The organism is Paenibacillus sp. FSL R10-2734 (assembly GCF_037963865.1).
Classification (GTDB): domain Bacteria; phylum Bacillota; class Bacilli; order Paenibacillales; family Paenibacillaceae; genus Paenibacillus_AQ.
In genome coordinates, this window is record NZ_CP150170.1 from 7,224,905 (window position 1) to 7,249,689 (window position 24,785).

General features: G+C 44.0%; 17 protein-coding genes and 1 riboswitch. Of the genes, 3 read left to right on the forward strand and 14 right to left on the reverse strand.

Annotation, left to right across the window (positions count from 1 at the left end):
* Window positions 1-16 precede the first annotated feature (16 nt).
* From NSS67_RS31305 to NSS67_RS31325, 5 genes are all read right to left on the reverse strand, one after another.
* On the reverse strand, window positions 17-1,606 hold the full coding sequence (locus NSS67_RS31305) for a phospholipid carrier-dependent glycosyltransferase (RefSeq protein WP_339317672.1): 1,590 nt from the start codon (window positions 1,604-1,606) through the stop codon (window positions 17-19).
* 155 nt (window positions 1,607-1,761) lie between these two features.
* Window positions 1,762-3,162: an NCS2 family permease gene (locus NSS67_RS31310; RefSeq protein WP_339317673.1), complete on the reverse strand. Its 1,401-nt coding sequence runs from the start codon at window positions 3,160-3,162 to the stop codon at window positions 1,762-1,764.
* Window positions 3,163-3,286: 124 nt separating this feature from the next.
* A riboswitch (purine riboswitch) is annotated at window positions 3,287-3,386 on the reverse strand.
* Between the two features lie 187 nt (window positions 3,387-3,573).
* Window positions 3,574-4,038: a hypothetical protein gene (locus NSS67_RS31315; RefSeq protein ID WP_339317674.1), complete on the reverse strand. Its 465-nt coding sequence runs from the start codon at window positions 4,036-4,038 to the stop codon at window positions 3,574-3,576.
* Between the two features lie 195 nt (window positions 4,039-4,233).
* Window positions 4,234-4,962, reverse strand: a complete 729-nt coding sequence (locus tag NSS67_RS31320) for a CPBP family intramembrane glutamic endopeptidase (protein WP_339317675.1) — start codon at window positions 4,960-4,962, stop codon at window positions 4,234-4,236.
* Between the two features lie 91 nt (window positions 4,963-5,053).
* Window positions 5,054-5,779 (reverse strand): CPBP family intramembrane glutamic endopeptidase, encoded by a 726-nt coding sequence (locus tag NSS67_RS31325; protein WP_339317676.1) that lies wholly within the window; start codon window positions 5,777-5,779, stop codon window positions 5,054-5,056.
* 367 nt (window positions 5,780-6,146) lie between these two features.
* Between NSS67_RS31325 and NSS67_RS31330 the strand changes: the two genes are divergently transcribed.
* Window positions 6,147-7,025 carry an Rgg family transcriptional regulator gene (locus tag NSS67_RS31330; protein ID WP_339317677.1) on the forward strand — a complete coding sequence of 293 codons (879 nt, stop codon included), beginning with the start codon at window positions 6,147-6,149 and terminating at the stop codon, window positions 7,023-7,025.
* A gap of 317 nt (window positions 7,026-7,342) precedes the next feature.
* On the opposite strand, the gene pgmB is transcribed toward NSS67_RS31330, so the two are convergent.
* The 4 genes from pgmB to NSS67_RS31350 form a co-directional block, all read right to left on the reverse strand.
* Window positions 7,343-7,978, reverse strand: coding sequence for a beta-phosphoglucomutase (gene pgmB / locus NSS67_RS31335; RefSeq protein WP_339317678.1), 636 nt, complete (start codon window positions 7,976-7,978; stop codon window positions 7,343-7,345).
* The gene (locus NSS67_RS31340) at window positions 7,975-9,675 is read right to left on the reverse strand and encodes a glycoside hydrolase family 3 N-terminal domain-containing protein (protein WP_339317679.1); all 1,701 of its coding nucleotides are present in this window, start codon (window positions 9,673-9,675) and stop codon (window positions 7,975-7,977) included. Before NSS67_RS31340 ends, pgmB begins: the two co-directional genes overlap by 4 nt.
* A 29-nt stretch (window positions 9,676-9,704) precedes the next feature.
* A complete protein-coding gene (locus tag NSS67_RS31345; RefSeq protein WP_339317680.1) occupies window positions 9,705-11,054 on the reverse strand; it encodes a glycoside-pentoside-hexuronide (GPH):cation symporter in 1,350 nt (449 codons plus the stop codon).
* A 204-nt stretch (window positions 11,055-11,258) separates the two neighbouring features.
* A complete protein-coding gene (locus tag NSS67_RS31350; RefSeq protein WP_339317681.1) occupies window positions 11,259-13,793 on the reverse strand; it encodes a helix-turn-helix domain-containing protein in 2,535 nt (844 codons plus the stop codon).
* Between the two features lie 256 nt (window positions 13,794-14,049).
* Between NSS67_RS31350 and NSS67_RS31355 the strand changes: the two genes are divergently transcribed.
* A complete protein-coding gene (locus tag NSS67_RS31355; protein ID WP_339320756.1) occupies window positions 14,050-15,624 on the forward strand; it encodes a carboxylesterase family protein in 1,575 nt (524 codons plus the stop codon).
* Between the two features lie 122 nt (window positions 15,625-15,746).
* On the opposite strand, the gene guaA is transcribed toward NSS67_RS31355, so the two are convergent.
* The 4 genes from guaA to NSS67_RS31375 form a co-directional block, all read right to left on the reverse strand.
* The gene (guaA, locus tag NSS67_RS31360) at window positions 15,747-17,285 is read right to left on the reverse strand and encodes a glutamine-hydrolyzing GMP synthase (protein ID WP_339317682.1); all 1,539 of its coding nucleotides are present in this window, start codon (window positions 17,283-17,285) and stop codon (window positions 15,747-15,749) included.
* 160 nt (window positions 17,286-17,445) lie between these two features.
* Window positions 17,446-19,803, reverse strand: coding sequence for a transglutaminase domain-containing protein (locus NSS67_RS31365; RefSeq protein ID WP_339317683.1), 2,358 nt, complete (start codon window positions 19,801-19,803; stop codon window positions 17,446-17,448).
* Window positions 19,772-21,202, reverse strand: coding sequence for a DUF58 domain-containing protein (locus NSS67_RS31370; RefSeq protein ID WP_339317684.1), 1,431 nt, complete (start codon window positions 21,200-21,202; stop codon window positions 19,772-19,774). Before NSS67_RS31370 ends, NSS67_RS31365 begins: the two co-directional genes overlap by 32 nt.
* Before the next feature lie 58 nt (window positions 21,203-21,260).
* The gene (locus tag NSS67_RS31375) at window positions 21,261-22,673 is read right to left on the reverse strand and encodes a polysaccharide deacetylase (RefSeq protein WP_339317685.1); all 1,413 of its coding nucleotides are present in this window, start codon (window positions 22,671-22,673) and stop codon (window positions 21,261-21,263) included.
* A 107-nt stretch (window positions 22,674-22,780) separates the two neighbouring features.
* On the opposite strand from NSS67_RS31375, the gene NSS67_RS31380 reads away from it, so the two are divergent.
* Window positions 22,781-23,449 (forward strand): DedA family protein, encoded by a 669-nt coding sequence (locus tag NSS67_RS31380; RefSeq protein WP_339317686.1) that lies wholly within the window; start codon window positions 22,781-22,783, stop codon window positions 23,447-23,449.
* A gap of 14 nt (window positions 23,450-23,463) precedes the next feature.
* On the opposite strand, the gene NSS67_RS31385 is transcribed toward NSS67_RS31380, so the two are convergent.
* Window positions 23,464-24,738 (reverse strand): MFS transporter, encoded by a 1,275-nt coding sequence (locus NSS67_RS31385; protein WP_339317687.1) that lies wholly within the window; start codon window positions 24,736-24,738, stop codon window positions 23,464-23,466.
* Window positions 24,739-24,785: the final 47 nt, after the last annotated feature.

The window sequence follows — 24,785 nt, forward strand, 5'->3', positions numbered from 1 at the left end:
TCCATACTTTGCCGCTTTATAAATCGCCGCCCGTGATCACTACCGTATAATTTGCAAATCTCTTAATCTTGTAATTCTCACTCAGAGTAGGAATAGTATCACCGTTCCAATAAATATATGCAGCATTCTCCCCTGGAGCTATCGTTGGACTCCCTAACACGAACACATATCTTCCAAAAGTATATACCTTCTGAAAGGCAGCTCCCGGATTAGTATACTTGACCGTTGCCAAGAAATCATTCGGATTGATTTTCTCATAAAAAAGTGCATAAATATAGGGCATATTAACCTTATCTGTAACATAAACCTTTCCTTCACTCTCTTCCGATGCATACTGTATAGCCTCGCCAATAGAATTATAGAAGGCAGGTCCGACCCTGTCCGGAAAATCATTAAAATAGGCGTTGCAAAATAACACGAAGCACAAGCTGAAGCCTGCTATAGAAACAACCCCAAGCCCTTTAATTCTCTGCGTTACCCACATAAATCCTGCAACAAGCAGTAAAATGATTGGGTAAAAAATAACGTTAATGCGGTTAATATTCACATTCGTCACGCAAGCCATCAGCACTGAAATCAATAACCAGAGCAGAATGATAGCCTGTCCCCGTCCTTCATGGTCACGCTTGGGTATTGCCCTTAGCATTACAACAAGTCCAATAAGAACAAAAGGAAGCGCAATGGGATAAGCATATCCGTAAGGTGAGATCGAATTCCATAGCAGTCCATCATTCCCACTAATCATAAGCTTAATGAATTCTCGAAAATGACCTACTGCGGTATGAAATAATTCTCCGCTAAATACGGACGAGACCTGCTCCATACGCGGTGTAGTCAATCTAGGGATCGTGAACAATGGAGTTTCTATGCTCTGCAGCTTCAAGCGATTAATCATCACAAATAGGAATATAGGCAGAGCTATAATTATAAACAATATTCCGTTCCATAGAATCGTCCGAAGCTTCAAGGCTCTTATATAGAATAGAAGAATCGCAGTAGCTAAAGCAAACACTGGAACAAAAAAGTATGCCGTTCCATAAGCATAAAGCGAGAGAGCTAATAGAATTGTAAAGGCATAGGACCACCTAGGGGTTTTAAGTGTTTTTAATACACAATAAACGGAGAGCAGGATCAAAGTGGGAAACAAATTGGACTCTAGCGCCCATCTAGACATCATAATATGCCATGGATTAATAGCGATAAAGAACATCGCTGCATTACTGGCTGCTCTAGAGGTGAATAACTGTTTGGCCACAAGGTTGAACACAATCATGCCAAGCAGTCCCATAATTAGGCTGACAGCCCTCACAGACATCGGTGTTAATCCAAACAACCATATAAAGGGTATGGATAAGTAGGCGTACAACGCATTTTGCCCACTTCCCCAAGCAATCAAATGGATCGGAAGATGAACACCGTTCCGATCTATCCCATAATGAAGAATTGAATAAGCGTCATAACCTATAGAAGCCTCATCCTGATTTAAGCCTGGAGGTATTGAACCTATATAAAGAATACGAATTACCGCTCCTAACAAGAATAACAAGAGTGGCCATGGATTTTTTTTAATACATAAATATGCTCCATTTAATCTACTAGCCAACATGTATCACCTCTTCAACAATATAATCTATATCTTAGATGATGAAAAGGCATGAGCAAAGACTACGCTAAACCGTTAAGTTAGCAAGGATATATAAAAAAATGGCCCCTTCAGTGATGAAGGAGCCATGGATGAATGTCCGAAATGTTATATATATGTTAGCCCGCACTACCAAGAAATGCGTAACGGAGAACAATCAGGATCGCAAGTACCCACATCATCCAGTGAATATCGTATTTCTTCTTGCCCGCAAGGTTAGCTACAGAAGCAAGGATTACATAAGTTACGATACCGAAGGAGATCCCGTTAGCAATATTATAAGTGAAAGGCATAAGCACAAGAGTAAGGAACGCTGGAATAGCAACAACCATATCTTTAAAATCAATTTCCCGGATCGATTGCGCCATCAGCACACCTACGACGATTAATGCCGCAGCTGTAGCAGATCCAGGAATAAGCGCAACTACTGGAGCAAGGAACAATGCAAGCAAGAAACATACGCCCGTAGTTACAGCTGTAAGACCTGTACGTCCACCTTCAGCAACACCTGCCGCGCTTTCGACAAAAGCAGTAGTTGTCGAAGTCCCTAGTGCCGCACCACCTGCTACAGCAACTGCATCGACAAACATTGCATTACCTACACGTCTATTCCCTTCTTCAGGGTTATCCATAATACCTGCGCGTTGAGCCGTACCTACAAGTGTACCAAATGTATCAAACAACTCTACAAATGTGAAAGTTGCCACCGCTGAAATAATACCTGTGTGCAGGATACCATTCCAGTCAAATTCGAAGAAGTTTAATTGTGTGAAGTCAGGAACCCAAGGCGTTGCCGGACTGGATAGTGAGCTAAAATCAACTTCGCCCATCAACATAGCAGCGACAGTTGTTCCCAAAATACCGAACAAAATCGCACCTTTAACGTTCAGTACCATCAGAATGGAGATTAGAAGAAGTCCTATAATTACCAATTGTACACTGGAATTCTCTAGGCTACCCATATGAATGATAGTTTCAAAGGAAAGGACATCCGTGAATGTGTTAGCAGGAATATCTTTACCAGCTTCAACACCAATCGTCATGAGTCCGCTGTTCTTCAGACCAAGGATCGTAATGAACATCCCGATACCTACTGTAATCGCATGCTTCAAGCTGTCAGGAATTGCTTTTAGTAAGATCTGTCGCACTCGAGTTACAGTTAGCAAGATAAAGATCAAACCGGAAATAAATACGGCTGTCAGACCCATTTGCCAAGTGAATGGATGCTCTGATGTAGCGGAGGATAAAATTACGGAAGCAAAATATGCATTAAGTCCCATACCAGGTGCCAATGCCACTGGAAAGTTTATGAACACACCCATTGCGATGGTGAAAATACCTGCTGCCAGCGCAGTCGCTAGAAATACAGAGTACCAGCCCATATCAATGCGGCCAAACGCTGTCAAAGTGCTCGGATTAACCGACAGGATGTAAGCCATTGCCATGAACGTGGTTAAGCCCGCCATGATCTCTGTACGTACTGTAGTGCCGTTCTCTTTCAACTTGAAAAACCGATTCAAATTGTTCTCCCCCTAAGGTATGTTGTGTCTGACAGCAACAAAAAAAGCCGGTATCTGATAGACATCGGCTCGAAAAAAAGAGTAGCACCCATGACCATAGCCCTAAATTCAGGACGATGCGGATTGCTCTGCTCTTCTTAATCGTAGCCAGGTCATTACGGTGACCTCGTAGAAACTTCCAGGCCAATTCCCGGAAATATACGAAAGAATTATGTTGTTGTGCTTTATCATTTTAGGTGGATATCATATGAGTTGTCAATGATAAAAAGCGAACATTTTCGACTTTATTTTTTTTATTGTTCGTAAATCATACATTTCCATACTTTTATTTACCCACAAACTCCTTCTAGTTGTGCAGCTTATTAACTATCCAATCACTTTTCAAGTGGGTATATTTCCCTATAATTCTAGTTATTGATCTTTAGTATATTGATAACTATGCCAAGAATTAGCAAGGTGCCCTATCGCTAAACAAACTACTGCAATACTCAGCCAAATGGATTTACCCCAAATCGCTGCCAATCCGAATGCACATACAGGGAGAACTGCCATTGGGATCGGAATAAACCCTAAAGGGTCCCATAGTAATTTAAATTGCCGCCCCTTAACGATATATCGAATCCAAAGTCCATAATAAACAGCGATAAACAAAATGATAAGTGTAGCCCAAATTCCAAATTTCACATGTTGAAAGCTATCCTTTGAAATTGCAAGAATACCTATGCAACCCAGTTGGCCTACTCTCTCCAAAATTGTATAGACTGGGCCTGTATCTCGCACACCAGCAGGTACATTTTCAGGTGGGAACTTAATGATTAGTAAACTAGGAGCAAGGATGATTAATGCCATTATTGTTCCGAGAAGTGAAAATCCCATTTTAATTTCTCCTATTGATATTTTTCCCATTTTATCACATCATCAGGAACTGCTATATAGCCTCTGTCACATTCCTCAGCCGCTGAGAAATTCTAGATTAATAGATACAAAAAACCTGCAGCCCTTATTCTATAAGGAGTTGCAGGTTTCTCATGGCTTAAGTGTACTCTGTCATAACGATCATGTTGAAACTTATTAGTGGTGCATAGAGGATACGAATGCAAGAGCAAATAATGTCCAGTCATTCATTACATGCACTATAAACGAAGTCCATATATTTTTAGTCTTAAGGTATGGATATAGTAATACGATCCGTGCAATACCAATACCAAGAATAGCTTGGACAATGTTCCAATTATACGTTTCCAAATGGTATGCGCCAAATAAAATCGCTGATACTACGCAAGCTAAGACTATCGCAGACTTTCTGCTCATTTTAAGTTTTTTAACTCCAACTGTTAGAACGATTAAGAATGGAAGTATCGTTATTAACTCTTCACCAAACAGCATCGGGATCGTTTGCAAAAAGAATGGAATGGCATCGGCAAAATTACCATTGAATCCTTCGGTTGCAGGATTACTGCTCACAGAAAACAATTTCGAAATAAGTATGCCAACAGAAAATGTCACAATAAGGTTCACAATGTACGTTCCAATAATTAATATAATATCTTTAGCAACTAATTTTCTGAATATAGATGTCCATCCGCTTCGCGCAACAAAAATCAGGGCTGCTAAGGGGAAAATCACATTCATAAAGGGTTGTACAGGGCCTCCAACACCAAAAATAAATAGTGCGAAACCAACCGCAATAGCAATGAGAATAATAAGGCTATTCTTCAAATTAAGAGGCGATTGCAATTCGTTGTAGAACGGAAAATCATCGTTTTTACGTTCGAATCTAAAAAAAGTACTATTCTTCATATAAATCAAAACCCTCCTAAAAATATTAAGTTGCTCTTAACATTATGAATATCGTAGCAGCACTCTGTCGTAAATGATCAGTTGCACCTAATTAGCGAGTTGCAGTGAAAATTGCAAGTAAAAACATTGTCCAGTCATTCATTACATGCACTATAAAAGATGTCCATATATTCTTCGTCTTAATGTAAGGATATAGCAAAACGATACGTGCAATACCAATACCGATAATAGCTTGAGCAAAATTCCAACCATAAGTTGGTAAATGGTATGCACCAAATATCACTGCGGATGCTATCCAAGCTAAGATTACCGCAGACTTTCTACTCATATTAAGTTTTTTAACTCCAAATGCAAGAATGATTAAGAATGGAAGTATCGTTATTAATTCTTCACCAAACAGCATCGGGATGGTCTTCAATAATAACGGAATTGCTGCGACAAAACCATCTTTAAAACCAGCGTCCACAGGATTATTATTCATTTCGAAAAGTTTCATCATAATACTACCAACTGCTAATGTTACAATAAGATTCACAATATATGTTCCAATAATAAGAATAATATCTTTAGCAACTAGTCTTCTAAATAAACATGTCCATTCTTTGCGCGCAACAAAGATTAATGCTGCTAAAGGGAAGATCACATTCATAAAAGGTTGTACAGGGCCTCCAATACCAAAGGTAAACAGTAAGAAACCAACCGCGATAGCAATAATTATAACGAGGTTATTTTTCCAACTTAGCGGAGAATCCAATTCGTTGTACAACGGAAAATCATCATTTTTACGTTCAAATCTTAAAAAATCACCTTTACTCATAACAAATCAAATCCTTCCTAAAATATTTAGACCTATACTCTCTACATGACGGAGATCATGTTGTCTAAATTTATTTGTGCCCAGTGTGAAGTACTTACATCATAGTTGCTTTTAGATAAAATAACGACAAAGGTCTTGAAAATAGGACTTTTTTAGAAAATATTCCCCAATTATTGCGCTTTATTCACTATATTGCGTAAATCAATGATAGAGGCATCCAACTCAAATTATGATTTTTTCGTAAACAAATTTTATTCTCTATGAGATATAATAAAAAACTCTTCAATAGCACCTCTAAATTTCATCTTTAAGTACTCATCATTCACTCCAGTTACAACAGTTAGAAAAATAAGCATGTTAGAGGCAGGTGAACGACTTGCAGACATATGGTGAGGTTATTCGATACATACGGACAAACAAGGGATTAACTCAAAAGGAAGTTTATTTAAATATTATCTCGAAATCGTATGCAATTGAATTTGAAAAAGGAAACCACGATATCTCATTAAGATTATTAGAACAAATTTTAGATCGACTTATGATGGAGATTGACGAGTTCTTCTATATTTATCGAGGCTATAAACCATCTAATCATGATGAATTTATTGACAAATATTCCAAAGCAGGAAATAACAATGATCTAGAAGCATTAATAAAGCTATATCAAGAACTGCATCAGAGAGAGGATCTCATCTCTAAAGTTCACCTAGCAGAAGTAAGGTCCCGTATAAGGTTAATGAAGCACTTTAACTTGACTTGTACGTTTGAGAAGAATGTCATTTTGGCAGAAGATATCGAGACGATCACTAACTATCTCAACAATCTCCAATCTTGGACTCTCCAAGAAATGCAATTGTTCACAAATACTTTAGATTACATAGACTACGATCAGAAAGATATACTCTTTAAAACGCTTATCAAGTCAATGAAAAAATATGAGGCCTATCCCCGAGGACAAGAAATCATATGTGTAATGCTAATAAATATGATTCAGGAATTAATTATGGTCAATAAATTAAGCTACGCAGAGATCTTAATCGAATACTTAAATAATATTAGCAGTCAATATCAAACGATATTCTTTAAGATTGCAAATAAGTATTATAACGGCCTAATTCAAATTAAAAGGAATAACATAGAAGAAGGAACAAAGCTTGCTCAATCAGCAATCGATGTATTATACGAATTCGACGAACCCTATCATGCAAAATCATTTGAGTCTTTATTGTTGAAGATATTAGATTAGATTCTTAGCGAAAGTCCTATATTTAGTTAGTTCCACTTATTGCACTTTAATCTGGCCTTGTATAAAGATAAGAAAGTCGAAAACCCTAAACAACTAGGATTCCCGACTTTTTTATTTTTCTATTTCCACTTAATCGCTGCAGGTGATTTCGAAGTAATATCATAGACGATACACGCCGAGATTTTCCCCACCACATCCTAAGGGGTACGAGCCCAGTCGGCAAGATCAAATGCAAATGACATAGGTGACTACAACAGAAGCTAAGATCGGATGATCTTAGCTTCTAGCAGGATTCAACTTCATAAATCCTTCGTATTTTAGATCAGCTTCAGCAGTTGATCTATTCGTTGTAGTTTAAATGTCGCATCCTTGCTGTTTATCGCGTCACCTACTGCTGCAACTTGCATTCCTGCATGGACGCCTGCTTGCACTCCAGCTACCGCATCTTCGACAACTAGGCATGCCAATGCATCACATTCCAGCAGACTTGCCGCGAGCAAGAATACTTCCGGGTCAGGCTTACTTCTCGAGATTTGATTACCGTCGACGACGATGGTGAACCGATCTAACAAGCCAACTTGCTCAAGAATGAACCGCGCATTTTTACTGGAAGACCCTATAGCGGCGGCGACCCCTTTCGTCTGTAATCCTTCTAAGGTCTCCGTTACGCCGGGTAAGATGTCAGCGGGAGAAAGCTCCTCCAGAAGCTTTCGATAGATCGCATTTTTCTCCTCTGCTAACGATTGCTTCTGCTCATCCGTAAATTGCTGATCCGAAGCACCAGACAAAATAATATCCAAACTCTCCATCCGACTCACGCCGCGCAACCGGTTATTAGTATCCTCGTCAAAAGGAATGCCTAGTCGATCTGCGATTTGCTTCCAGGCCATATAATGAAAATGGTCCGTCGATACCAGTACACCGTCAAGATCAAATATAACGGCACGCATCATAGTCTGGCTTCCCAATATCCACAGAATGGATCAACCGGACTGGTTCCTTTAAATTCAGATATCCCTTGGATTTTGTCAACGATTGCATTCAAGGAATATTCATTTCCTGAGTATGCATTAACGAACGTCGGAATACGCGGCACATCCTGCAAATGGAACGGGTTCGCGACGGATACAAACATCGTTGGCAATTCTTTAATAAACCATGGAATATCCCCACCGTATGGCGGTGTATAGTTAATCCGCAGATCTGTCTTATTGCTTGCTGTCGCGTAGTTCGCAAAGTAAAGCGCGAAGTCGTATTGCTTCACATAATCCCGAACCGACTTGAACATGGATTCCATGTCCATCGGATCATGGACAGTAACTTCAAATCCAGCGGCACGCAGCTTCTCTACGAATGGCTTATGGCTTCCTCCTGCGGAGAAGCTCCCCTCCTCATCACCTAACACGACGAGTAGCATTCTTTTATGCGTTTCCGGTGTAACCGGCAGTAATTGCTGCGTATCTTTCACTAACGTTACGGACTGGTCGGCGCAAGCCTGTGCCCATTGGTGATGTTTCTCAGAGCCTATGATCGCTAAAGCTGACTCATCGGGAACCAATGTATTCGTACGAGCTTGTTCATGCAATCTTAAAGATGCCTTCAAGCCAAGAATACGCGTTACAGCTTGGTTTAAGCGCTCTTCCGTCAGAATGCCATTACGAATGCCGTTTAGCATATACTCTAAATCTTCCTCGAAGTTCCGATTGAAGAGGAAGATATCGCATCCCGCAGCAATCGCTTTCGGCACAGCCAGCTCACGGCGTTCAGCAATTGTAAATCCGGCCATTAGCGTAGCATCACTAACGATTACGCCGTTAAAGTTCAGCTTCTCGCGCAGCAAATTTTGTAAAATCTCCGGTGACAACGAACTTGGCAGCAAATCCTCATCCTTTACTCCTGGATTAAAATGACGTTGGTAGGCTGGCTGCATAATGTGCCCCACCATGACTGTATTGGCCCCTTCATCAATTAACGTTTGGTATACATGTCCAAAAGTCGCATCCCACTCTTCTGTGGAGAGGGAATTTATAGATGTCAGCAAATGCTGATCCCGGTCATCAACCCCGTCACCCGGAAAATGCTTAATCGATACTGCCATACCATTCTCATGGGCTGCCTTCATGTAAGCAAGTCCCATATCAAGCACGGTCTCTGGACGATCACCAAAGGTACGAACATTCGTAATCGGATTGCGGAAATTCATATTAATGTCGACAATTGGCCCAAAGGACCAGTTCAATCCCACGGCTCTTCCTTCACTACAAGCCACAGTTCCTAGCTTATACGCCATATCCAGATCATTCGTTGCCGCCACTTGAAGCTGCTTTCCGAAGTAAGTTCCTTCCGTTGCAACTCCATCTCCCCCATTTTCCAGGTTTGCTGCGAGAAGCATCGGTATTTTACTGTTCTCCTGCATGGCTTGATGCGCTGAGCGAATCTCTTGCGCCGGACCCGGACGATACATTAATCCGCCTGGCTGGTATTTCTTCACCATATCGATTAAAGCCGCGTTGTCACCCATGCCCACCGGGCAAAAGAGCTGTCCGACTTTTTCTTCCAACGTTAAGCCTTCTAATGTTTCTTGTACCCATGTAATATCTTGTTCGTTCAGGTTAAATGGTTTCTTCGTCAAATCTACTTGATATAGCATATTGTTTTCTCCTCTCGATATCCTTAAATTCACAATACTGGATTATTGCGTGCTTTCAAATCCGCGAGCATTTGGCTCTCTTCTTTATCTAATGTATAGAACAATAGTGCGATAATGGCTAACACATAACAAACAATAGGAATCCAAATAAAGTTCAAATCGATGGCTCTAAGTGCCGAAGCTGTCTGTACTGCTCCCGCTTTATAACCGCTAAGTCCAAGCATCCAGGCGGATAACGCGCCGCCAATACCCATACCGAATTTCACACCGAAGCTTGAGGAAGCTGTCAGCAAGCCTTGTGCACGAACCCCTGATTTCCACTCGCCATAATCTACGGTATCCACGATCATAATAAACAACAATCCGCCTGCAAAACCGCCGCCTAGACTAACAACGATGCTTCCCGCAATCAATACTGCGATACTGCTAGCTTGATCTCCCATGAACATGATTAATTGACCAATAATTGAAACGGTTAATCCGAATATCAAAACATTCCGTTTACTGAACTTTTTGGTTAAAAACGGTACGAGAACTAAGGTCACAAGCATAAGCATGTTCAACGCCATGAACAATGGAATCAGGTCCGGTCTTTCGATTTTATACGTAAAATAATACGTGGTTGTCTGTGTCTTCATGATGTTTGCTACCCAGAAAATAAAGCCTAGGAACAACATGATGAACCATGGCCAATTGCCTTTGATCGCCTTGATGCTCTCTTTGACCGGTAAAGATTTCTGACTAGAAGCGGATACGACACGCTCTTTCGTATTGAAAAATGCATTGATGAACAGCACAAAGGCAATCGAAGCAAAAATCGTCATCGTCAAGCTAAAGCCTTTGGCATCATTGCCTTGACCTAATTTATGGACAATCGGCAATGTAAATGTCGTTACGGCAATCATCCCTACCATTGCGAATAGCATACGGACTGTACCAATAACAGTTCTCTCTTGCGGATCACTCGATAAACTCGGCAGAATGGAAGTGATTGGCAAATTAATCCCTGCATATAAAATCCCTAATAGAATATAGGTCACGTAAGCGTATGCAAGTTGCCCCGACGAACTAATATCCGGTACGGAGAACGTGAGTACCGCAACAACGCAAAATGGTAAGGATAACCATAAAAACCACGGGCGTGATTTTCCCCATCTAGTATTCGTCTTATCGATCATGATCCCGAAGAAAGGGCTGTCAAACGCATCGATAACCCGGGCGATTAAAAATAATGTACCTACAGCAGCCGCACTCATTCCGATCGAATCGGTGTAGTAGAACAACAGATAGGTTGTTACTACTTGAAAGACGAGATTGGATGCGGTATCGGTAAGTGAATAGCTGATTCGTTCAAACCATGGTACTTGTTTGGTTGACATGTTGTTACCTCCTACTCGTTAGCATACTTTCATTATAGTAAGCGCTATCAATAATAACTTTCCGTTATTTATCTCGGTGCCATCGCAATTTTAACCTCTTTGAAACCTGCTTAACCTTTGTGAAATTGTTATAAGGTCAAATATGAACCTGTCAAAAGACAAAAAAGACCCCTGCATGCCTGCTAGGGATCGATTTATGATGAATTAGATTCTTTTCATTTCATACAATTGGACTTCATGTGGTGAAAGTTCTGCTTTGAGATTAAATTGTTGATCGATGAGTTGAACGAATATTTCCCGTTTCGGTAGACTTGTGCTCCTTAGGTAGGCAATATCCTCCGAATGAAGATGTTTGGGGTGTCCCATGTCCACCCAACGATCGAAGGAACTGCCCCATTGCCGGTTCAACGATGTTTTGCGAATCTGATAGCTGCCTGGCGTAAGGCACGACAATTCCAAGGTAAGCTCGAGCGGATCATTATGCTTGAAAATGCGGTATCGGTCGTATTCATTCAAATGAGAGACGTCATTACGACGATACAAGGCATCTGTATGTACATAATGGAATAAGAGCACCTGAATCTCATTCCCTTGTCTTGTAATACAATAGTTCTCACCACGCTGGATCATCTCAGAACCTAATTTGGCAAGCATTTGATAAGCGTGATAAGCAACTTTCTCAATTCCGTTGTTCGTCATCAGCCCTAGTCCGCCGTGAAACACTTGATTCGGCACAAGAAACTCTTCCAGAAAATCCGTGCACGTCCAATAACAAAGACTATCCACTTGGTCGATCGTATCGATGACGTTCTTCACGATATATGCGGATTGATAGCATGTATCATGAATCAAGTCTCGTTGGTTACCGCTCGAATTCCACTCCGTCAAGTGAATTTCCTTGATATTCACTCCTGATTCAGCAACAATATCACGCGCTTTGGCGATGACTTGTGATAGATAATCTTCAGCCGCCGACAGCGTCCAATATTTCGACATTTCCTCTGCCGTCCAAACGAATTCCTCCGACATCCCCCCGTCCAGCTGCATCGCATCATAAAATATCTGATCGAACGGGTAGCTATGGAATGATATAAAGTCGGGCACACAATGATTTTGAATGCAGAAGTACAGAAAATCCTGTAACCAAGTATCATTAAGAATCGTTGGAGACAACAAGCTTGGCCCACCCATTCTCAGCTTCGGATACTTCCGGATCACTTCATGGGTTGCCTGATAGAAGGTGAAATACTGCTCTTGAGTCCCGCTCCAGAAGGAGACGACATCTGGTTCATTCCATACTTCAACATACCATGTCGTCACCTCTTCAACGCCGTATCGCTCGATGCAGTGGTCTATCAGTGCTTCGACGAGACCCATCCAGCGCGTTAATTGATTGGGAAAGCTGACATTGCTCTTTTTCACGAAAATCGTCGCATCTCCGGACGCTAGCTTTGAAGGCATAAACCCAAGCTCAATAAACGGCTTCAGGCCAATGCTTAAGAAAAAGTCAAATAGCTGATCCACATAAGTAAACAGATAATACGGCTCGCCACGTCCGTTCTCATGATACACCATCATCTCGTCGTCGAAGATCCCATGAAACCGGATATAGGAGAACCCGATATCCTTCTGAAGCTGGATGAGCTGCCGCTGCACCTCTCCGAATAAGCCCTCTTTCGCTTTGCCAATCGAAGTCAGCCTTCGCCAAGTATGTCTAAGCGGCGTTGCAGTATTTGCATCGAGGTGGATGCTCTCCGTCTTTACGCTCATTTTGTCTTGCATAATAAAGTCGGATTCCTGAGATTCGCTTGGCAAATATTTGAACAGCTCCTTGAAGGCATCCTGTTGATTCATTTCCAGATAATTCGGGGTCTTCGATGCTCCGGCATTCGCATAAGCGGACATATCGCCCGCGTGCTTCGCACGATACTCTCTCGGCGTTGTTCCGTAAAATTCCTTGAATACCTTATTGAAAGATTTGATACTGGGAAATCCGTTATTCAGCGCCACTTGGGTGATCGTTAAATCACTGTAATTCAGTTCATCTAAAGCATGCTCCAAACGCACACCGTTAAGATATTGAGAGAAGGTCGTGCCCAAAAACTTTTGGAAAAATCGAGACAAATAGTGCACAGACAAAAATTCTTGCTCGGCAATCTCTGTTAAAGAGATCGGCTTCGCATAATTGTGTTGAATAAACTCAGTAATAGCCAAGAGGCGATCCATAAACTTCACATCAGGTGAAGCATCTTTGCCCAGTAATGGCTTGGAATAATATTTGACGAGATACGCCATGAGCCGGAACAACAGGCCTTTCAGCTCCAACTCATAACCCAGTGCTTGTTTCGTATACGTCAACATCATGTACGCCAACATCTGCCGGAGCGGATCGAACTCTGTCTGATGCTGTTGGTCATATAAGTAAGAATCACAATGGAACTGCAGCTCTTTAATCACTGCAAACTGCTCTTCTATATAAGAATGAGATACCTGCAGCGCTAAGATCAAGCTGTTCTCATCGCCGCTGATCGAATGAACCTCCTTCGAATTAATGACGGTAATAGCTGATTCGTGCAGAAGATGCCGCTCTTGCTGCCGAAACAATTCGATCGTGCCTTTCAGGACAAAGATGATCTCTAAATTCTCATGCCAATGCATCTGCACATGATTCGGGCGATGAAGCAATAGCCGGAACGGAGTATAACGATTGGTTGTGATGACTTCATAGGTAGTTTTCATATGGACATTATTCCACATTTTTTTCGTACTTAGCAATCAAACACAGACAACCCCTTTTGCTGAAGGGCGGTGTTGAATTTTGTAGCATAAGGGAATATTGACTTTTTTATCACGATTATTTTCTGTTCCTCAGGACAGAACTGCTGGATTCCAGAAAAGAAGCAAAGAATAAGGATAAAACAGATAAGTTTCCGGTATTTTTTACTATCGGTCTTTTATTATAATGGGGTTATCTTATGTAAGGAGGATTTCGATGATGACAGCAAACAATTTCGTATGTTCCTCAACTGAACCCATTGTACAGACTAAAGCCGGAAAACTGAGAGGTTTTCAAGTTAACGACACTTACACCTTCCACGGGATCAAGTACGCAGATGCCAAGCGCTTCCAGATGCCTACAGAAGTAGCACCCTGGGAGGGGGTAAAGGATGCGCTGGCATATGGTTATGTGTCCCCCATGCTAACCCAGGATAATCCCCAGATGGAAGTGCTGGTTCCTCACCGTTACTGGCCTATGGATGAGAATTGCCAGTATCTGAACATCTGGACCCAGAGCCTTGAACCGCAGGCCAAAAAACCTGTCATGGTATGGCTGCACGGGGGCGGTTTCGCAGCTGGCTCTTCCATTGAACAGGTAGCTTACGAAGGAGACAAACTCAGCGAGTTCGGCGATGTGGTCGTAGTAACCCTAAATCACCGATTGAATATTCTTGGTTACATGAACCTGTCGGCTTTTGGAGATAGATATGTCAATTCCGCCAATGCAGGAAATGCCGATATGGTAGCTGCTCTGAAATGGATTCAGGAAAACATTGCAGCTTTCGGCGGCGATCCGGAAAATGTGACTATCTTCGGACAGTCTGGCGGCGGTATGAAGGTATGGACACTTATGAATACCCCGGCAGCAGACGGCCTGTTCCATAAAGGCGTTATTCAAAGCGGATTAATCGATGGGTTCTTGGATACTAGCAAGACCGATGGCACCGCCATTGTAAAGGCACTGTTGGCAGAGCTTAACCTGGGCCTGGACGAAGCGGAAAAATTGGAAGCGGTTCCTTATTCTCAGTTAGCTGCAGCTTATAATAAAGTTGCACCAACGCTCGCAATGCAAGGGGAATACATTGGCGGCAATCCTATGCCTAATGAATTCTATGTAGGTGACCCTAGAGAGGTGGGCTTTACCGAGCATGCGAAGACCATTCCGGTATTGATTGGTAGCGTTTTTGGTGAGTTCGCTTTTGGTCCCGGTGTTCCTAACAAGCAGGACGTGTCTGAGGAAGCCACTATAGAGATGCTGACCCAAAAGTATGGCAATCATACGGAAGAGCTAGTCACACAGTTTAAGGAAGCGTATCCGGATAAACACTTGTCCGACCTGCTGTTCTTGGACACCTTCTTCCGTATTCCAACCAAAGACTTTATTGAGAAAAAATCCGTACACAGGGAAGCTCCTACCTACTCCTACATGTTTGCTTATGAATTTCCTTTTGAGGGCGGCAAGATCGCATGGCACTGCGCTGAGATCCCATTCGTATTCCATAATACGGAACGTGTTCCCATTTGCCTCATTCCGGGTGTTTCGGAATTGTTGGAGGAACGCATCTGCGGTGCCTGGGTAAACTTTGCACACTATGGCAACCCTAACCTCCCTTCCCTGCCCCAGTGGCCGGCATGTACACCGGGAGATGAGGCAACCATGATTTTTGACCGCAGCTGTGCAGTAAGGCATAATTTTGATCACGCGTTGATGGAAGCCTTATTAAAAACGAACCCAAAGCTGCCTTTCCTGCCAAGCAATGAGGCCGAAGAGGAAGGATTTATTTTGCATTAATCCATCGTTTAACAGCAAAATGTATAAAACCCTCGATGAATTCATTGATTTAAATCAAAAAAACTCCCTTTTATCTGGTATATAACTCAGATAAAAGGGAGTTTTCTTCAAATCAATTATTATTATTCCCACTCAATCGTTGCAGGTGGTTTCGAAGTTACATCGTACACGATACGGTTTACGTTCTCTACTTCGTTGACGATACGTACAGAGATCTTCTCAAGCACATCCCATGGAATACGTGCCCAGTCAGCAGTCATGCCGTCGATGGAAGTTACTGCACGGATACCTACGGTGTAGGAATACGTACGAGCATCCCCCATAACACCCACGCTCTTCATGTTAGGTAGGGCAGTGAAGTATTGCCAAATTTCACGGTCTAATCCCGCTTTAGCAATTTCCTCACGTAGAATATAGTCAGAGTCACGAACGATAGTAAGCTTCTCCTCTGTTACTTCACCCAATACACGGATCGCAAGACCCGGACCTGGGAAAGGCTGACGCCAAACGATAGCATGTGGCATTCCTAGCTCTTCACCTAATTTACGAACCTCATCCTTGAACAAGGTATTTAGAGGCTCGATCAAGCTGAATTTCATATCTTCAGGCAAACCGCCTACATTGTGATGAGATTTAATCGTTTGAGCCGTAGCTGTTCCGCTCTCAACAATATCCGTGTACAACGTACCTTGTGCAAGGAACGCGAAATCACCGAGCTTGGCCGACTCTTCGTCAAAGCAATAGATGAATTCATTACCAATGATTTTACGCTTTTGCTCTGGATCTTCAACGCCTGCAAGCTTGCTCATGAAGCGCTCGCGTGCATCGATTTTCACTACATGAATATCGAATTTACCTACGAAGGTCTCCATAACGCTTTCCGCTTCACCTTTACGCAGAAGGCCATGATCAATAAACATACAAGTCAATTGGTCACCGATTGCACGGTGAATCAGCATTGCAACTACGGAAGAATCTACGCCACCACTAAGTGCGCAGAGTACTTTTTTATCTCCAACTTGGTTACGAATATCTTGAATGGCTTCATCAATAAATGATTCCATCGTCCATTTGCCGTCGCAACCGCAAACTTGATACAAGAAGTTCGAGATCATCTCATTACCATGTACTGAGTGACGCACTTCTGGGTGGAATTGAACAGCGAACAGCTTGCGCTCATCATTGCTCATTGCCGCGATTGGAGCACTTTCAGTTCCTGCATCCAGCTTGAATCCTGTTGGAAGTTCAACCACATGGTCACCATGGCTCATCCATACGGTCTGGCGGCTTTCTAGCCCAGCCACTAGTGCAGTTCCTTGTTCAAAGTCAATATCGGCTTTGCCGTATTCACGTTTAGCGGAGCGTTCCACTTTACCATCAAGCTGATGAGCCATCAGCTGCATACCGTAGCAAATACCGAAGATCGGTACTCCTAGATCATAAATGGCTGGGTCCACATGTGGAGCATCTTCAGCATATACACTGCTTGGACCGCCAGAGAAGACAATCCCTTTAGGTGCAAGTGCTTTGATCTTGTCTACTGGCGTATTGTACGGCAAAAGTTCGCTGTATACTCCTAGGTCCCGAATTCTGCGCGCGATAAGTTGGTTGTATTGTCCCCCGAAATCGAGAACGACGATAATTTCATTTGGCTTATTCATTACGAGCCTCCCTTGATTATTGGATTCATTATACTCATGGTTAATTCTCATCGTCAAGGAAAGGAGAACACACTTCTCATAATAGGAGAGAGCTAAACTTAATGAAGTACATTCCTTTCCATGTAAGGAATTGTATAGCATCTACAGCTAATCTCGCCGATTAAGTTACCCGGAAGGTGATAATCAGGCATTCACGTATAAACGCGGCTGCATCAGATGTAGCGAGCCCGCTGATCTCAGCTGGTGATGCTGGTGATGCAGAGAATGTAGGAATTTCAGACATTGCAGGTATTTCGTTCGCGGGTTCCACCGCGACGATTGCTGAAGGCGCGGGCGCGTACGCCAGGGTCTCCCACTGGCGTACGAACTGCCGGACGGCTTCGCTTAGTCCGGCGTCGTAAATCTGCAGGGAGTCCACATACTCCCTGCCAGTGACACCGGGCGGCGGCGGTCCAAACCGCTCCGCCAGCCCGTGCCAAGCTAGAGAGGCAGCGCGCAGCTGCCTCTCGCGGCTCATGATGCTGGCGCTGCGCGCTGCCAGCAGCAGAGCCAGGCTACGCCGCCAGCGCCAAGCGGCGGCGGGAAGCAGCGCCGCGGCAGCGAGCGGCGCTGCATTGGACCCGCCCGCCAGCGGCAGGGCGGGAAGGTCCGCGCTTCGCGCAGCTTGCGGCGCGAGCGAGGCTGCCGCAGGCAGCGCCGACGCGGCGAAGCCGGCGGTAAGCGCTGGGCCCGGCGTTGGGTCGAAGGGGACCCAACCGGCGCCGGCGAAATAGACCTCCACCCAAGCATGGGCATCGCCCTGGGTGACTAGATACTTCGCCGGCATAGTATCGTCCTGCAAGGTCCCAGGCCCGTAGCCTTGGACATAACGAGCAGGAATACCTGCACTGCGCAGCAGTATGGTCATAGTCGTTGCAAAATGTACACAGTAGCCCTGTTTCTCCTCAAATAAAAAGTGATCGACAAAATCAGATCCGGATGGTGGAACCGTTGTGTTCAACGTGTAGGAATATCCATTTTGTAAGTAATCCTTAATGGCCGTTACGGAGTCATAGCGGTTACCAGATGAAGCGGTAAGCTTCTCTGCCAGCTCTCTCACTCGTACGGGTAACAAATCTGGCAATTGCAAATACTTGCCCTTAATTTCCTGTGGATCGCTACTAATTAAACCACGAAGCAGCACAGGATCACTTTCAGGAAGTAAGGATTCCACTGTATATTCTGTAATTCGTGCAGAGCCTATCGAATCAGGCAGACGAAAACTTTCTCTGTCCATGTTAGCCAGAACATATCCCAGTTTACTGCCGTTCAAGAGTCCGATCGACTCAACATCCGTTATTATTCCCGCATTGAATAAAGGAATTCCTCCAGAAGAAGGGGTTGAAAATTGTATCCGCTGTTGAAGTGTCCGGTTCCTCGCTTCACCGCTTAACGTCGATCGAAGATTCTTTGGAATGCCGGACAGATTTAGTGGCATAAACTCTTCGCCCCCCCTGATCCAGCGTCGTCCATCATAGTAAGCGATGCTCTCACCTCTCCAATATGTACGCTCGCTTGTAATCGCGGTAAAGACAGGATCAGTATTTCGGGACAACGGGGCACCGAGTTCACCGTCATTCGTACTATACCCTGTTGTTCCTGAAGAATTAGACCCCTTATCTTCCGGCAAATGCCCTGACGCCCATAACTGCAGCTTCTGGAATTCCGATTGCAGTGCAAGCTCGCTGGCTGGTCTCGCTCCAAATAGCTGCCCACCGAACCATGCCGTTATCATCACGACTATGGCTGCTGCCAAAGTCAGCGCTCCCCAACGCGCATAAGGCAATGAAGTAACACCCTCACGCTCTCGAAGACGCAGCAGACCACTCATCGCCTGCATCCAAAAGATAAGACCCATAGATATCACAATATCCATCGTGGTATTGACATCAAAGCCCATATCCAAGACCAGCAAGTAAATGATTGTAACTGTTGTGAATAGGACCGTACTTCCTCGGAAGAGTGCAAGCTGCTGTACTGAGGAAACCAATAGTCCCCAGCCTACAATCAATATCAAAAGCCTGCTGATCTCACTTAACTGAGAGACCTGCCCAGAGAGAAGCAGCATGATATCATTCGGAATACCTGTCGCATAAATCCCTAACCATCCAATGCCTTCGCCTTCACTGCATAAGTAAAGCCACGCTGTGGCAATGATAAGAAATTGGATACTTAGCAGTAACCACCCCTGAATCTGAAATATCCCCCATAGCAGTAACACTGCCGCCAATATCATTAGCACTTGTAGCATCTTAGCGGTATCTTCCAATAATGCAGACCTATATAAAGGGAGTAACCATTCAACGAATAACCCCATAATGGCCAAAGAGAACAGTAAACGATAGTACAGAGGCACTTTTCTCTGCTTACCGGCATGACTGTTCTCCATTTGCCCCAAATTAAACTGAAAGCCATTCATAGGGCGTTCTATATCACCCGGTGTTCCCTTAACGTAGCGTTGGTTTTCCGGACGATTCATGGTACTCTACCTCCCTGAACCTGAATGCTGGCAATGCATCATCCAGACAAAACATTCGTGCTCCGAGACGAGCTAAACTGTCCCCTACAGTTCCCCTTACAGGCTGTCGAGTCTCCAATACTTTAGCCCCCCCTTGCAACGGTGCCGATTGGTCCCAAGCATAATAAAGTTCAACCTTCACACCCTGCACCAAGAACTTGGCAATGACCTTGGCAGATTCCTCCTCTAATCGTCCCGTAATGATGGCTACTGTCATCCCCGGAATCCACCCTCGGGAAGCATCCTCTAGTAACCTCGACAGGTTTCTAGTTCCATCCGGAGAAATTTCAGTAAGAATGTCCAGCACTCTCCCTGGGATTTTACCCAGCCCTTCATGTCTAGCCATCCCTTCTGGCCAACCGCCGCTAAACAACTGAACATAAGCACCTGAGCGCTCAGCGAATAACATCAGCCCCATCGCTGTCGACACCGCTTTCTCAAATGCCGAAGGCGAATCATCTCGGTTTCCACGAGGTTTAAGAGCATCTGTAGGAACCTCGAAGCTGAGTGAATCATTGGCCAACACGATACAGGTCATCCTTGCCTTTTCCCGCTCCGGAACTTTACTCTGAAGCGCTCCCGTTCGTGCACTATTCTTCCAATGAATTCGGCTAAGTGGATCCCCTGGCTCATACTCCCTTGATTCCAAAGCCTCATCACTGATGCTTCTTCCCCGTCTAGAGTACATGGTGTCTCCCGTCATAAAACCGCTATCTGGCACAGTTCCACCAAAGTATAAAGGGGCTGGCAGCACTTTAAAGCTCTGACCTTCATCCGGTTCAGATCTACCCGTGAACCAACCTGGGAAGTCACCCCAAGTTACTCTACAGCCCAGCAAATGATGATTCCCGCGGGATATATTTTCAATGGTGTATGTGTATGAAAAAGAACGTTTGAATCCAGGGAAAATCAGCTTTTGATAATGGCTGTCACCCCAATAATCGGCAATGGTCATCCAAGGAAGTGGCAACCGAGAAGAAAAACTCAGCTGAACCTTCACCTGAAGTGTATTTCCGGCCATCGGTCTTGCAGGGGCAATCGTACGAACTAGCTTTATGGCCCGCGGACCGGAGAGCTGAAGCACAAGTCCACCAAGCATAATCACTCCAATAACAATCAGGAGAAACAGCAAAGACTGGCCTCCTCGCCAAGCATATAAAGCACCAATAATTCCAGCCACAGTTAGCATCCTTAACCATTCCATCAGAGCACTTCGGCTACGCGGATAAGAGAAGCTTTTGACACTTCCGGCATCTTTCTTCTGTTGATCAATTAGTGATGAAGAGGACAATGGAACACCCATCCTTTGGTCATAGACTTGTTCCCAGCTCAGGAACTTATTACTATCTATTCTTCCCATGAAAAAGGGTGCCCAGACATTTGTTTTTTCTTTTTACTAGACAGCCTCAGCTCTTCTTTCAGAACGTTTTCACACGGCGTTCCACTTCAGTAACGCTTATATTAAGTGGAGGATGACCTGCTGTCTCAAGTAAATCCCGTAGCGAAACCCAGATCGATCCACCAATCATTTCTACCCTCGCGTCGATTGTCTTTTGAACGTTATCAGGAAGGTTTAGAATCAGATCCTTGTTCGCCACATCTGCGACGATATCTTTTCCGTTCCAAGTAATTTTTCCACTTCGACTGTCCGCATCCCAGCTAACTTGTCCGCCAAGCCGTTCAATCACAGCACGGAGCGGAACCATATACTGTCCATTTCGTACGGAATATTCCCCAGGATTCAGCTTTGTTTCCAGCTTTCCAACCTCCAGAACCAGTGGCTTTCCGGCCGTAAACAGCTCCGCATTTGGTGTGATATTTGATGCGATCCAAGCCTCCGAAGGCTTTACTCTCTCTAAATTACTGGCTTTTGAAGAGACTCTGAACTGCACAGGTTCAACCGTTTCATCTAATATGCCAAAATCGTATCCAGCAGCCTTATAGCGTGCAATAATGTCCGGCAGCGCTTTGACGCTCTCTTGATGACCGCCTCCATCATGCAGCAGCAGAATAACCTGAGAAGACTTCAAATCTGTTGTCGATTCCTTCAAGATCTCTGAGGCCGGCACTCCTTTCCGTTTGGAATCGCCGCTATCCACTGTCCAATCCATAACCTTATAACCTGCTTGCTTCAGTAAATTGAAATAGGTATTATCAAAATGATCATAGGTTCCCCCTGGGGCGCGAATAAGCTGCGGACGATCCCCTGTGATCCCCTGAACAATTTCTTCAGTCTTTTTAATTTGTCTCCAAAATTCTGTGAATCCACTATATAAATCATGGTAATTATGATTATAGGTATGATTGCCAATGGCATGGCCCTGTTCCCAAATAGAGTCGATGAGCTCAGGATGGCTTTTCGCTTGGTTACCAAGGACGAAAAAGGTCGCCTTCACACCTTCCTGCTGTAAAATTTCAAGTACATTGAAGGTGTTCTCGCTAGGTCCGTCGTCAAATGTAATATAGACTGTTTTCTTAGCTTTCTTTGCAGCTGTAATTGCAGAACTCGTTGTTGAAACCTTGGATATTTTCTCTACCCCACTTGCTTGGGGGCTTTGAGTCACAGTGAGGGCTGCACTAGAAGAGGAGTGAACTTCCGGAGATTCGGAAGCGAGTGGTTCTGCTGCAGAGGGCAAATCTTGCATCGCCGCTGCGGTAAGCTTATTCTTAACAGATACAGACTCTGCGCTAGCGGGCTGCAATGATCGGAGCTCCCATGAATTTATATTTTTCCCTATGCTCCATCCGAGCATGACGATAAATATTACAACCATAACGAGCAATCCGCTTATCAACTTTCGGCGGCTATGAATACTTTTGTTACTCTTCATCTTCTCTACCTCCAGCATTCTATTGGCCTAAAAGCCATTTGGTAGATTGTATGAAGACAAGCTGTAAAATAGAATAAAACAACTGCCTCTTGGAGAGTGACAATCTTATGGAAATGCTGAGCTTTATACAAGAATTATTCACTAAATATGGATATGGCGTATTATTCTTCGGATTATTTCTCGAGTTCGTTGCCTTACCCTTTCCCGGCGAGACCACTATGGCGTTTGCCGGATTCCTTTCCTATACCGGAAAGCTTGATTTCTTTACGCTAATTGTAGTTGCTCTTGCAGGCACCACAGCTGGGATGACCCTCACCTATTTTGTCGGATTAAAAGCCGGAATGCCCTTTATCCAGCGATATGGCAAGTGGTTTCTATTCTCACCTACTAAGCTTGAGAAAACACAGAAGTGGTTTGAGAGATATGGTAGCATTCTTATTTTTATCGGTTATTTCATTCCAGGGGTACGTCACTTTACCGGCTATTTTGCTGGCATTATCGCGCTTCCCTTCCGTAAATTCGCCCTATATGCATATAGTGGAGCCGTATTCTGGGTAGTGCTGTTTCTTGGGATCGGAAGGGTGTTTGGTCCACAGTGGATGGGCATCTTCCATTTGTTCGAATTATATGCGCTGCGGATTATCTCCGGTGGTGCAGTACTAGCAGCTCTTGTGATCATTTACCGTTACCGTAAAAGTATCCGTGCCCGTCTCTTCCCTCGCAAAGCTGCCATAAAGATTCAAGCACAGGTTAAAAAACCTTCCAAGGGGCGGTGAAGTCACCGCTCTTTTTAAAAATTCTGAAGTCCTTTCTTCTTGCTGCGTACCAACGCATACCCTGCCAGCAATATTGCAATTCCGGAAAACCCAGCTCCCCCAGCAAAGCCCAGCGCCCGAGGCTCCACCCATTCTAATAACCACCCCGCGAGCAGCATAGATAACCCAAGCAACGAATTCCCTACTGCTGACAGGAGTCCAAAAATAACAGGTTGCATAGTGGAAGGCGTCTCGCGCATAACTAGTGTATCCAGACAAGCATTTCCCGTCCCTCCGGCAAAAGACAACAGAATGTATAATATAAACGCGATCACAAAATGATTGCTAACACTGATGCCCATCAGCAGTAATCCTTCAATCATGAGGCCAATTATAGCTACAGCCAGCAGCCCTCTTTTTACATATCGTCCGGCAAAAAAACTGAGACTAAGCCCGATGCCAAGCGCTGCATAAAAAGCCCCTACGCCAATATCCCCCGCTTGAAATTCCTGTACTGCATATACACTAATCAGCACATTATCCAGACCATTCAGCATTGGAACAAGCAGTTCATACCCGAAAATAACCTGTAATGTTATACTCCCGCTAATTACAATCCCGAGCGCCCGCAATCGGCCTGCCTTTTGCTGTCGGTTCACTTTTACTTTGTGTTCATTTGAAGAATCTATATCTCTATGATCTTCGGTCATTCTATCAACCTTCTGCGAGAAGTCGATCCCGTAAATGAATAACGCCGCGATTAGAAAAGATAGTGCATTCATAATGAACGCTGCCTCTGGGCCAAACCACATGGAGACCACACCACCGCTAAACGCACCGACTATAAGTACACAGCCACTCATAAGCTGCTCCAGCCCGTTGACGGTCAGCAGAGAATCTTTGTTCACCAACAAGGGGATTGAAGATTTACGAATAGGGCTGTAAATCGCTTCCCCCGCCGCCAGCAAAAAACTCGCCGTATATAGCAGCCACAGCTTATCTTCTCCATCGACCCACAAAAAGGCTAGCGCTACCGGAACCCTCATCATATCCGTGGCAATCATGATATATTTGCGTGGAAATTTGCTGCCTAGTATTCCCCCAAGCGGTGCCAGAAACAAATAAGGTAACAGCCGCACACCTAGCGAAATTCCCACCGCCATCCCTGATCCTGTTAATTGCAGAACCAACGCCAGAACAGCTATCCCGGTAAAACGATCTCCTATTCCATTGATTAGTCCAGCTGTAAATAGACGTGAATATCCCTTTTGACCTTTAAAAATCGCAATGGCTGATTGATTACCTATCATTGTAAACCTCAACTTTCTATTTATATAAACATCTAATTAGATATTAA

Bases quoted from the DNA above. Each gene is read 5' to 3' on its own strand.
- NSS67_RS31305 (WP_339317672.1), bottom strand. From the start codon at position 1,606: ATGTTGGCTAGTAGATTAAATGGAGCATATTTATGTATTAAAAAAAAT.
- NSS67_RS31315 (WP_339317674.1), bottom strand. From the start codon at position 4,038: ATGGGATTTTCACTTCTCGGAACAATAATGGCATTAATCATCCTTGCT.
- NSS67_RS31320 (WP_339317675.1), bottom strand. From the start codon at position 4,962: ATGAAGAATAGTACTTTTTTTAGATTCGAACGTAAAAACGATGATTTT.
- NSS67_RS31325 (WP_339317676.1), bottom strand. From the start codon at position 5,779: ATGAGTAAAGGTGATTTTTTAAGATTTGAACGTAAAAATGATGATTTT.
- pgmB (WP_339317678.1), bottom strand. From the start codon at position 7,978: ATGATGCGTGCCGTTATATTTGATCTTGACGGTGTACTGGTATCGACG.
- NSS67_RS31340 (WP_339317679.1), bottom strand. From the start codon at position 9,675: ATGCTATATCAAGTAGATTTGACGAAGAAACCATTTAACCTGAACGAA.
- NSS67_RS31345 (WP_339317680.1), bottom strand. From the start codon at position 11,054: ATGTCAACCAAACAAGTACCATGGTTTGAACGAATCAGCTATTCACTT.
- NSS67_RS31350 (WP_339317681.1), bottom strand. From the start codon at position 13,793: ATGAAAACTACCTATGAAGTCATCACAACCAATCGTTATACTCCGTTC.
- NSS67_RS31355 (WP_339320756.1), top strand. From the start codon at position 14,050: ATGACAGCAAACAATTTCGTATGTTCCTCAACTGAACCCATTGTACAG.
- guaA (WP_339317682.1), bottom strand. From the start codon at position 17,285: ATGAATAAGCCAAATGAAATTATCGTCGTTCTCGATTTCGGGGGACAA.
- NSS67_RS31365 (WP_339317683.1), bottom strand. From the start codon at position 19,803: ATGAATCGTCCGGAAAACCAACGCTACGTTAAGGGAACACCGGGTGAT.
- NSS67_RS31370 (WP_339317684.1), bottom strand. From the start codon at position 21,202: ATGGGAAGAATAGATAGTAATAAGTTCCTGAGCTGGGAACAAGTCTAT.
- NSS67_RS31375 (WP_339317685.1), bottom strand. From the start codon at position 22,673: ATGAAGAGTAACAAAAGTATTCATAGCCGCCGAAAGTTGATAAGCGGA.
- NSS67_RS31380 (WP_339317686.1), top strand. From the start codon at position 22,781: ATGGAAATGCTGAGCTTTATACAAGAATTATTCACTAAATATGGATAT.
- NSS67_RS31385 (WP_339317687.1), bottom strand. From the start codon at position 24,738: ATGATAGGTAATCAATCAGCCATTGCGATTTTTAAAGGTCAAAAGGGA.